The following is an 11,283-nucleotide window of genomic DNA, read 5'->3' as shown; positions in this document are numbered from 1 at the left end:
GGGATATTGTGACATTCGAGCCATCTACAAGAGCCATAGTAGAACAATTGAATATTAAACCTGTACTTGCATATAAAACTATGTACGTAAATGTTTGATAGTTAAGGTTTTACTGCCGAAGACAGGTATTAAGATCCTTTGTGGGACTGTATCACGTTTCACTGTCAGGTGATTTTGATCAAAGTATCTTGAAATATTAATTATTATATTAAATATTTTAATGACAAGCACCCATTGCTCATCCTCTCTAATAAAAATCCGTCCATTCGAGTTCTTCATCTGTCTCAACATCACGGTTTAAAGTTCTTCCAACAACATACTTATATTCATCAGGATTGATTCCATTACCTGGTCTCTTGAAATCCATATCATCCAAAGTGATAACATTACCTTTGTTCATAGAATGTTTTGCAACCATTCTTCTTCTGAATACCTTCCGTTTTACCAACTCATCAGTACTGACAACCCTTACTGTACTTCCAAGAGAATTAAATACATTATTTCCTTCTCGCACGATAATGGCCAATTCTTCAGGATCTGCGGAGATAGCATGATCCCATCCATCAAGAGATTTATCTATTGTGAAATGTTTTTCTACAATACATGCTCCTAATGCGATTGAGGCAATGGGTATCGAAGTACCGATTGAATGATCGCTAAAACCAATCGGAAGATCAAAAGTGTGTTCGAGCATTTTGATATTATGTAAGTTAATTGTTTTATAATCTGGAGGGTAAATGGCAATGCAATGAAGCAAAGCTATTGGACCACAATTCCCGGACTGGAGTATATGAACGGCTTTTTCTATTTCTCCAAGTGTTGCCATACCTGTTGATACAATTACAGGCCGATCCTTTTTTGAGATATATTCAAGAAGCGGAATATTATTAATGTCCATTGATGCTAGTTTGAATGCACATACATCCAATGAATCTAAAAAATCGACCTCTTTTTGTGAAAAACAACTGGATAGAAAAGTTATGCCCTTTTTCATGCAATAATCTAAAATTTCAACATGTTGCTCCGGTGTGAATACATACCTTCTCACCATCTCCTCTAAAGAACCAAAATGTCGTTCTTTATCAGCATATGAAGTATTTCGTGCATATTCTGCACGAGAGATCAAGGATGATTCAGACCATGACTGAAATTTCACAGCATTAGCACCGCAATCATAAGCCGAATCAATCATTTTCCTGCAGAGATCCATATCTCCATTGTGATTAGATCCAATCTCAGCAATGATATACGGAGGTTCATTTTTACCAACCAGCTGTCCATTTAAATCTAATTTCTCCATATTTCCTCCAATTGTGGGTTTGCTAAACACGACCACCATATGTGATCGATTGATAACTCATTTAGTTCATTCACGTACAATTGTAATAGCTCTTCTGATTCCAAGATACGTATGTTAAACTCTTCAACCTCGGCTTGAGCAAGAATGATTTTTTCCTTAAATTTTAATGATAAATTAGGGATATATGCTAAAACACAGCTGTAATGATCCAGTACTCGCTTAGTCGAAAGGAGAATTTGCTCACAAGAGAATGGAGGGAGTACACGAGCGGTGTTGAGTGAATGTTGTCGATAGAGCATTCTCACCTGCTCATCAAAGTAGGGGACTGCAGAATTATTCAGGGCTTTTGTTGCGATAAACCAATCTAAAAGAATACAATTTTCCGGAAACGGCAAACATTTTTCCAATACATCAGTTCGATAAGCAGTGTTTGATAAACCATATATGTTGGTTCGAACCATCAAATCAAAAACATCATAATACTCTGGCGGATGAAAGTGGCGATTCAAATTCGCACCACATTCGTCGATCAGTGTCATCGAACATCCATAGAAGTCATTAGACTGCAGAGCTTCTTTTGCTGCTTCGACTCTTGTTGGCATGAGGATATCATCACTGTCTACAAATATTACCATTGAGTAATCCTTGACAATCTCCCGCACCATCCTCTCCCGAAGATGAATTGCAGATTCATTCTCCTCTTTGAGTATCCATGTTGCAGTTAATGTGCCTCCCATCCCCTTTACAGCATCAGAAACCGAGATCCGATCGCAGCCAATCCATATGTCAAAATTGCCATCAGTTTGAGCTAGGATTGACTTGTACCAATCTGATAAATATTGAGTTCCTTCTGGGTATACAGTTGAAAAAACAGCGACTAAATTACTATTCATACATCAAACCCAATAAAAGCTTTGTTATCGATAATTTAATTAAAGATTAATAAAGACAATGTCCTCAGAAAGACCAATATAATGCATTAATAATGAAATCTAAAGAGACCATCCACCATCAATTATAATATTATGTCCTGTGATGTATTTAGAGTGATCACCAAGTAAAAAAATAAGTGCTCCTGAAATATCCTCTGTTTGTGCCATTCTATTTCCTAGAAGAACACGTGATGAATATTTTTTTATAAACGATTCGTTTTGATTTGTTTCGACACCACCTGGCGATATTGCATTTACACGGATATTATATTCACCAAGGTATGATGCAAGATATTTTGTAAGAGAAATAATACCTCCTTTAATTGCCGCATATTCTATAGGCATTGTCATGTTTGTTCCACGATAAATATCAAATCGTGGAGCACTAAAACCATAAATTGAAGCCATATTCACAATATTTCCACACCTTTGCTTCATCATCATCAGTGCAACTGCTTTTGACATATAAAAATAACCCCCCAGATGCATTGAGAGATTTTGACAAAAGTCTTCATACGTAACATCTTCGAATTTTCTACCATAATTCCGATTTCTAGGATATGCATTGTTAACTAAAGCATCCACAGTATGGTGTTTCTTTGTATATGTAGATAAAAATTCGTTTATTGTATCTGGATCGGTAATGTCACAATATTGAAAAAAAATATTATGGTTTCCTGACTTTTCCTTTAAATTATCTACAATAGAATTTGACATATCAATATTAATATCTGCAATTGTTACATAAGCTCCACAAGATGCACAAACCTCAACAAACTTTGTACCGATTAAACCCAATCCGCCAGAAATAATAATTTTTTTGTCCAATAGGTAATTTGACATAAAGTATAATCATCCCCCAATTAATTCAAATTAATTAATAATCATATTCAAATATATATTTTTAGGATTAATTATTCTAAACTCGGTTTCTTCCGCAACAACATAATGATATAATTATTTTAGGTTATAGTACAAATAAATATATCTGAAAAACCAATGATATAATTGTTATAAATTGTTTTTCACAAATGAGTTCGTTTAGATGAAAAAAGTTTATAATCATTAATAAAAAGAGGTTGATGCAATGAAAAATACCTGGAGATTTGGAGAGAAAGAATTTCATTATATTCATAAAGTGCTTGATTCGGGCTTTGGATCTGGCACATCAGGCAGCATGAATAATTTATTTGAAGAAACGTTCGCCAAAAAAGTAGGTTCAAAGTATGCAATTACTTTTAATTCAGGAACATCAACCTTACATGCTGCCTTAAACGCAGTTGGAGTTGGACCAGGGGATGAGGTGATAACAACACCCCTAACTGTGATAAGTAATGCGGATGTAATAATTGCACAAAATGCGATACCTGTTTTTGCCGATATAAATCCAGATACCTTTAATATTGATCCAGAAAAAGTTGAGGTGCTTATTACTGACAAAACAAAAGCCATCATGCCTGTATCATTATATGGATTATGTTGTGATCTTGATCCGCTCCTGAAACTTGCAGAAGATTATAATATTTCCATTATAAATGATGCAGCCCAGGCATTCATGGCTGATTACAAAGGACGACCAATTGCTACCCAGGCCCATATCACAAGTTATAGTTTAGAAAATTCTAAGCACATAACAACAGGCGATGGAGGAATTGTTGTAACAGATGATGAGAAACTCGCTACCAAAATGCGAAAATTTGGTAGCTTAGGATACGCAGCTATGAAATCTGGAGATGGAAGAATACGTTTGAATAAGGAGATTTTCCAGGATCCGAATTACAAACGACATGATGAGTTTGGGTATAATTATCGTATGCCAGAAGTTGCAGCTGCTATCGGAGTAGCACAAACTGAGAGATTGGATTTTTTTGTAAATCTTCGTATTGAAATTGCCAAAATGTATAATGAAGTCGTGAAGGATTGTGATTATATCATTCCTCAACAAAACCCCCATGGAGATCGCCATACTTACTGGACCTATGCCATAAAATATGAACGAGATGATATACCATGGCAGGACTTTAGGAGAAAGTATATTGAGTTCGGCGGAGATGGAATATATGCGGCATGGGCCTTATGTTATAAAGAATTATTATTCACCACTGATACTTTTAAAAAGCGAGCACCATACTATTACAAAGACGTTTATTATAATGAAGATAATTTATGCCCAATTGCAGAATCAATCCAACCAAAACTTATGCAGTTTGTAACGAATTATGGCTCAGTTGGGGAGGCAACAAATAAAGTAAATGCACTTAAACAAACCATTGAGTATTTTGACTAGGTTGGAGTATTTATGAAAAATTACGGGATTATAATACCAATTCGTCTTGCTTCAGAAAGACTTCCAAATAAAGCAATTATGGAAATCTGTGGTAAACCTATTGTATGCCACCTACTTGATCGAGCATATCAAAGTTCATTTATTCGGTCAAAAAAACAAGTAGTTGTATGTACTACAGAAAATATTGAGGATGATCAATTAGTTCAAATCGTTGAAGATTACGGAGCATCGGTCTTTCGAGGGAGCACAAATGATATAATAAAAAGATTTTACGATGCAATTATGTGGCATTCATTTGATGCAGTAATTCAGATTGATGGAGACGATCCGTTATGTGATCCACAATATATGGATTTAACCATGCAAAATCTAATCGATGATCCAACATTAGATATCGTGACCTGTCAAGACTTACCACTTGGAATAGGCTCAAAAAGTTTTACAAAAGAAGCTATGATAAAAGTTTACCAATCATATAAAACAACAGATAATGACACTGGTTTTATTTATTACTTTACAAAAACTAACATATGTAAAAATAAAATTATTAAACCCATTAAAGAAGAACATATATTACACTCAGCCAGACTAACTCTCGACTACCCAGAGGATTTTAACCTATTCAAAAATATATATGAAAAATTATATGATGGGAAAAATATTTTCACTCTTGATGATATTCTCAATTTACTACGGAGTCATCCTAATTTATTAAAAATCAATATCAATATGAATGAAATTTATTGGCAGAGAACTAAGGAGAAAGCGAGCTTAACATATAAAGATGAAGGCGGTAAAATAAAAAAAATAATATGATTAAATAATATATTATAAAATAGTTTGTTCCCAATCTGAATATCCGTACAAACGAGATAATTATAACTGATTTCATAATGACCAATTAAGGTATAGTTGTTGCACCACCTCATCCCCACTTTCCAGTATCCCCTTCCCGAATCCTCTCCCTCTCCTGTCCCAGGTACAATCGATAATACTCCCCTTTCATTGCAAGCAACTCCTCATGCGATCCACTCTCCATGATCTGGCCCTCCCTCAGCACGTAGATCACATCTGCATTTCGGATCGTCGACAAACGGTGGGCGATCGTGATCACCGTCATATTCTCTGAGAGCTTATTGATCGATTCGATGATCTTCTTCTCAGAAATATTATCAAGCGAACTCGTCGCCTCATCCAGCAGCAGGATCTTTGGGTTACGCAGGATGATCCTTGCAATCGCCACCCGCTGCCGCTGCCCGCCGGAAAGCTTCATCCCCTGGTCACCGATGATCGTATCATAGCCTAAATCGGTTCGCATGATGAATTCATGCGCATCGGCACGCCGGGCTGCCTCGATGATCTCGTCATCGTTACAATCAAGCCCGAACCGGATATTCTCTTTGATAGAATCATTGTAGATGAAGGTCTCCTGACCGATGTACCCGAGTGACTGAAGATAGCTCGCTGAATCAAACTTGTTGATATCCACCCCGTCTATTGAGATCTTACCAAAATCAGGAGAGTACAGGAGAGCAAGAAGGTTTGCGATCGTTGTCTTGCCGGATCCAGAATCCCCAACGATTGCAACCGAGGTATTCTTTTGAATTGCAAACGAGAGATCTTGAATCGTATCCCCAGCTGCATTCGGATACCGGAACGTTACGCCTTCAAACGCAATCGATCTCTCAAACGAGAAGGGAAGACCGCTACCTCGCATTCTCTTCTTCTCGCGCTCACTCTCTTCCTGAATGAGTTCTGCATGTACGAGCTCAAGGGCGGGCAGGTATTGAACCATGTAGGTAAGATTACTCTGCGCCTGGCTTGCCGTTGGTACCAGGCGATATAATGCAAGCATGAAAGTCCCGAAAAGTCCGATATGCGGAAGAAAATCCCCGCCTGTTGATATATAAAGCGCGAGAGCACCAATTGCAATTACCGAAAACATCAGGAAATCATTGATGATTGATGGAAGCTTGCTAAGAGCATTTACAAACGTGTATGCCTGCCTGAGCCTTGAAACCGCAGCATCATATTTTTCAGCCCAGAAGGAATGAGATCCCGTAATAAAGATCGTCTTAATCCCCGAGATGAATTCTTGATAGACCACCGACTTTTGCATGAGTGCAGCATTCAGCTCTGAACTGTTCCGGTAGACACGTGTAAAGAGCTGTTGTCTTATAAGATATGCATAGATCACTCCAAGTACCACTAGCGCAATAGCAAGCCAGAAGGAGAGATACACAATAAACAGGAAGTATAATAATGCCATCAGAGAGTTCTTAACAAACTCCATAAAGTTGCTTATCGAGTGACCACACTCAGTCACCGCACCCTGCCCGATATACAGTAGATCACCCTGCTTTTTTGCCGCAAAGTAACTATAATCATTGCCCATCAGGCGATCAAAGATCCGCCGGTCAAGGGAATCCCGGACTGTTGCAAAGACATACGCGCCACTATATGCCACCACACCATAGAATCCGGCGATAACAGCAGTTGTCAGAAGGAGGAGCAGTGCTGAGGCAAGGAACGGATGTACTGATGCTGGCAGAATCAGGTCAAAGATTGTATCAAGCAGCCGGTGCTGGTTCTCGACATCAAGTCCATAATTAATAATCGGGTAGACGAGTGAGACCCGGAATACTTCCAGTCCCGCCAGTGCGATGACCGCCAGAAGATACAGGGCGAGCATCTTCCTGAAGGGGGCGAAGAGATAGTAAAGAATGCGAATTGCATTCCTGATGACCGACACGTGAGATCCTCGTTGGTTCTGCAATGTTTGACGGACAGACGTATTTACTATTCGATGAGAAAAAGAAAACGAAGGAGGTCCAAAGACGCTATCATCAGATCCGCAGACCCTCCATCACAGCCCGGTACGGCACCACGACCTGCTGCCCAGTCTCCACAATCCGGTATGGTGCAGTAGTGAGAACCACATCATCAGGTCCTGCCTCATTTGGATACGGCAGCACAAAGACTCCGTTCCGGCTCTTCTGCCGGTACATGAATGTCCTGCCGGTGTTTGTCTCTATCGGAACCTCGATAGTCCCTTCTCCCGAAAGGATTGCACCAGGAACAAACTCGAAGATCTTCACATATCGGATATCGCCACCACCACTGAGTACATTTTGTTGTGATTCATACACAAGCCTGAACCGCTGGAGGGCATCAAGCTCAGCTGAGGAGGAAAACATCTCCGGAGTGAGAATCTCGGCCCTGTACCCGGCAGGCGCAGTTTTCTTATACTCAGCAATAATTGCTTGTGCCTCATCTACCGATTTCGCCTCACCAATGCCGGTGATCACAGGAGCTGAGCCCCCGGTAAGTCCAAGTGCAGATGCCGGTGCAGACTGAACAACCATTACTGACTTTGGAGCAAACGCTGAGCCGTCAAAAACATGGAGCCTCTGGATCATCGTCTGGAAATAGCTCTCCCGCTGGAGCTGCACCTGGGAATAGGAGCCTTCTGACTCCTGATAGAGCATACGCTGCTGAAATAGGGCAGTCGCATTCACCGGATCATGCCAGGTTGCCATTGCCCAGAACTTACCTGTAGCCATCTCGATATCGGTGATCACATAGCGAACGCCGAGATCATCAAGTTGAGCAGAGGCTGCATCCACGTCAGTCTCTATGAAGAAATGAGCAGATGTTGTCGCTCCCCGCTGGAAAGGATTTGCATGGGGAATCCGTTTTGAGACAAAAGTGATCCAGTGGCCATAATCCCACCATGAAATAACACCATATGCCTCGGATGGGTACTCAAAGGTATCCCGTGCCTGTGGGGAGTCATAGATCTTGTAGTAATCGACACCAGGATCAGGAGAGTGTTCCCCAAACCAGGTGAGCGCTTCTGTCCAGTCTGAATTCATCCCGCCACCGACATTTGATCCAAGCGTGACATTTGCAGATGCCCCGGACCATGCAAATAGGAGTCCGATGATAACGGTAATAACAAGGACACCTGAACGAAGAGGGCTTGCAGAAGGTTTCGAAGGGACCTTCTTCTTCTGAACTTGTTTCTTCCCTTTTTTCCCCTTCTCTTCCGATACTTCAGGAGATGCCACTTCCTCCATTTTATCTTTTGGATTGAAAAACTTCTCAACACCAGCAAGTCGAAGAAGATCCCGGCCACCTATAGAGAGTGCCCACCCAACAGCGAGGGCGGCCATAAGTGCGATATTTGCAGCAAGATAATACTCAAACCGGACCTGCCGGGTCGTCGCAAGGAAGATGAGTACAAACCAGATTAGCGTGAAGAGTGCTGGGCTATCATCATTTTTCCTGATTCGGTAGAGGAGTGATACTATCCCACCAGCAACAAGAATCCAGCCCCAATTAAATACTGAAACTGCATTTTCAAACTGCCAGGGCATCCCTTCCTGAACCGTGAGTAATTGTGCATTCATCCCAAAAACAGCAGTAAATTGACTGATATAGCCCCCAACAAGGGTTGGGAATATGAGAAGACCAAGAACGAGAGAACCAATCGTTAGACCTGCAAGTGATGCCAGATAGAAGTACCAGGGCCGATCGGCCAGATAACGGGAGATACTATAGAGGAGGATCGATCCGATGATTATGAGTCCATAAATAAAAATATTGCCAGCAGAATAAACACCTATAGAGAGACCTGGTGATTTCAAACCAAAGGGTAGGATCCCAAGAATGACAACAAAGAAAGTAACACAATTTGTCAGGATGAGATAATCGGTTTTTTGTTTCTGTGCATGATCCACGACTATCTGGATGATCGTATAGATTACCACCACCACTCCGAAGATGACCATTGTCGTCATTGTGTAAAAGCCGAAAAGAAATGCAATCCCTGCAAGGACCGGATAGATCAGCACATGGTTCTTTTGTGATTGTATATCACAAAATGTCACCCCGCTCTCCTTCATCTTCAGAAGTGCGATGATAAAACACAAACAGAATAGCGTAGAGAAGAGCGTCTCTGCAATATGATGATCCACAAAACCATATAACGACCGGTATGCATACTGACCGGAGATAACTGCGATGAACCCGGCAGAAACAATACCTGTCTTCCAGTCCACAAGCTTTGCGCCAAGCCCGTACATCACCGGGACCATCACAACTGCCATCAGAGGCGGCAGGAAGGAGGCGGCATACATAATCTCCGGGCGGGTTGACGCCCCTGCAAGAATGACGAGAACAGTTGCACAGAATCCAAAGAGCGGGCCCCAGTATATCGCCTCTCCAAATGGAAAGGCAGTCATCGGATCGAACCAGGAGTACGCTGGAAAACCAGGCGCCATCTGTTCTATCTGACGGAGACTGAACCAGGGATCGTTTCCAAGGAGATTGACCCAGTTCTCTGAGACAATCATCGGGATTGGCAGTGTCCTCAGCCAGAATGTTAAAAGGGAAAAAGCGATTAAGCAGGCACCGATGAAAGAGTATCGGATCGTCCGCTTAGTTATCTGAAGATTCAACTCCTTTGACATCAGATTATTCTATGCATCAAATCAGAATATATAGCTATCATTCTTAAGTTTTGACCAGACCATCATAGTGGTTTTATGAATCTATTGCATCGGCAACCAAGTTCCCCACCTACAATCTCGAATAAGACACGCCCGCAAATCCATCAGGATTCATCATACCACGAACATCCACGATCACAGGATCTGAATTCATTCTCCCAAGTATATCTTGACTAGAATATCTACGGAATGCTTTATGTGCAACAGCGATGATCACCGCATCAACCTTCTCACCATGATAAGGCTCGGCACCAAACTTCCGGATAATCTCATCTGAAAGGAGAGGATCATCCCCATACACCTGACAGAAATACTCCTTCAGTTCAGATACCATCTCCTCAACCGGTGACTCGCGTACGTCAGCCACATCCTCTTTATAGGTGAGTCCCATGATCAACACCTTTGACCCTTTGATCACTTTTCCAGCCGCATTTAATGCCTTAATTGCCATCTGAGCAACGTACCTGGGCATGGAATCATTGACCGCTCTTCCAGCTAGAATTACCTGGGGATGGTATCCAGTCTCTTCTGCCTTCATCACAAGATAATAGGGATCCACCGGGATGCAGTGCCCACCAACCAGACCAGGAGTGTAATTGTGGAAATTCCATTTTGTCCCAGCTGCTTCCAGAACTGCATGTGTATCCATCCCCAATCTATGGAAGATGATTGCAAGCTCATTCATCATGGCGATATTGAGATCCCGCTGGACATTCTCGATCACCTTCGCCGCTTCGGCTGTTCTTATATCACGAGCAACAAAGACATGTGTAACAAGACCATAGAGAGAGGCGAGATATTCCGTAACTTCATTATTCATACCAGAAACGATCTTGGTGATCTTCTCAAGAGTGTGAACATCATCACCCGGATTGATCCTCTCCGGAGAGTACCCGATGAAGAAGTCATTCCCACAGATCATTTCTGAGGCTTCTTCGAGAATGGGAACAAGTACCGACTCGGTGAGACCGGGATAGACCGTTGATTCAAGTACAACGGTTGCACCCCGCTTGAGATGTCTCCCCACTATCTCACCTGCAGACCGAATAAAGAAGAGATCGGGATCTTTAGCTTTTGTTACGGGAGTCGGAACAGCTATAATCACAACATCGGCCCTTCGGATAGGTAACGTAACAAATCTTCTGTAAAAATTAAATTGGCCCTGCAGCCTACCATTGTTTGCAGAAAGGAGACACAGGGCCATGGATACCTATGCATTTATCGAAGATTATCTTTCCGATAATCAGAATG

The 11,283-nt window shown here is 41.3% G+C and carries 8 protein-coding genes; 2 read left to right on the top strand and 6 right to left on the bottom strand.

Features of this window, described 5'->3' with window-relative positions; genetic code table 11:
- Positions 1 to 247: 247 nt before the first annotated feature.
- The 3 genes from FTO68_RS11295 to FTO68_RS11285 form a co-directional block, all read right to left on the bottom strand.
- Positions 248 to 1,300 (bottom strand): N-acetylneuraminate synthase family protein, encoded by a 1,053-nt coding sequence (locus tag FTO68_RS11295; RefSeq protein WP_255333519.1) that lies wholly within the window; start codon positions 1,298 to 1,300, stop codon positions 248 to 250.
- Positions 1,288 to 2,193 carry a glycosyltransferase family protein gene (locus FTO68_RS11290; protein WP_255333518.1) on the bottom strand — a complete coding sequence of 302 codons (906 nt, stop codon included), beginning with the start codon at positions 2,191 to 2,193 and terminating at the stop codon, positions 1,288 to 1,290. Before FTO68_RS11290 ends, FTO68_RS11295 begins: the two co-directional genes overlap by 13 nt.
- Before the next feature lie 99 nt (positions 2,194 to 2,292).
- A complete protein-coding gene (locus tag FTO68_RS11285; protein ID WP_255333517.1) occupies positions 2,293 to 3,075 on the bottom strand; it encodes an oxidoreductase in 783 nt (260 codons plus the stop codon).
- 244 nt (positions 3,076 to 3,319) lie between these two features.
- Between FTO68_RS11285 and FTO68_RS11280 the strand changes: the two genes are divergently transcribed.
- Together FTO68_RS11280 and FTO68_RS11275 are read left to right on the top strand one after the other, a co-directional pair.
- On the top strand, positions 3,320 to 4,519 hold the full coding sequence (locus FTO68_RS11280) for a DegT/DnrJ/EryC1/StrS family aminotransferase (RefSeq protein WP_255333516.1): 1,200 nt from the start codon (positions 3,320 to 3,322) through the stop codon (positions 4,517 to 4,519).
- A 12-nt stretch (positions 4,520 to 4,531) separates the two neighbouring features.
- Positions 4,532 to 5,335 carry a cytidylyltransferase domain-containing protein gene (locus FTO68_RS11275; protein WP_255333515.1) on the top strand — a complete coding sequence of 268 codons (804 nt, stop codon included), beginning with the start codon at positions 4,532 to 4,534 and terminating at the stop codon, positions 5,333 to 5,335.
- A 109-nt stretch (positions 5,336 to 5,444) separates the two neighbouring features.
- Here FTO68_RS11275 and FTO68_RS11270 read toward each other — a convergent pair whose 3' ends face one another.
- The 3 genes from FTO68_RS11270 to FTO68_RS11260 form a co-directional block, all read right to left on the bottom strand.
- Complete coding sequence (locus FTO68_RS11270; RefSeq protein ID WP_255333514.1) at positions 5,445 to 7,271, bottom strand: ABC transporter ATP-binding protein; 1,827 nt, start codon at positions 7,269 to 7,271, stop codon at positions 5,445 to 5,447.
- Positions 7,272 to 7,365: 94 nt separating this feature from the next.
- A complete protein-coding gene (locus FTO68_RS11265) occupies positions 7,366 to 9,993 on the bottom strand; it encodes an oligosaccharyl transferase, archaeosortase A system-associated (protein ID WP_255333513.1) in 2,628 nt (875 codons plus the stop codon).
- Between the two features lie 109 nt (positions 9,994 to 10,102).
- The gene (locus tag FTO68_RS11260; RefSeq protein WP_255333512.1) at positions 10,103 to 11,236 is read right to left on the bottom strand and encodes a nucleotide sugar dehydrogenase; all 1,134 of its coding nucleotides are present in this window, start codon (positions 11,234 to 11,236) and stop codon (positions 10,103 to 10,105) included.
- Between the last annotated feature and the right edge of the window lie 47 nt (positions 11,237 to 11,283).

Source organism: Methanocalculus taiwanensis, assembly GCF_024372745.1.
Lineage (GTDB): Archaea > Halobacteriota > Methanomicrobia > Methanomicrobiales > Methanocorpusculaceae > Methanocalculus > Methanocalculus taiwanensis.
This window is presented reverse-complemented; position numbering and strand designations above follow the sequence as displayed.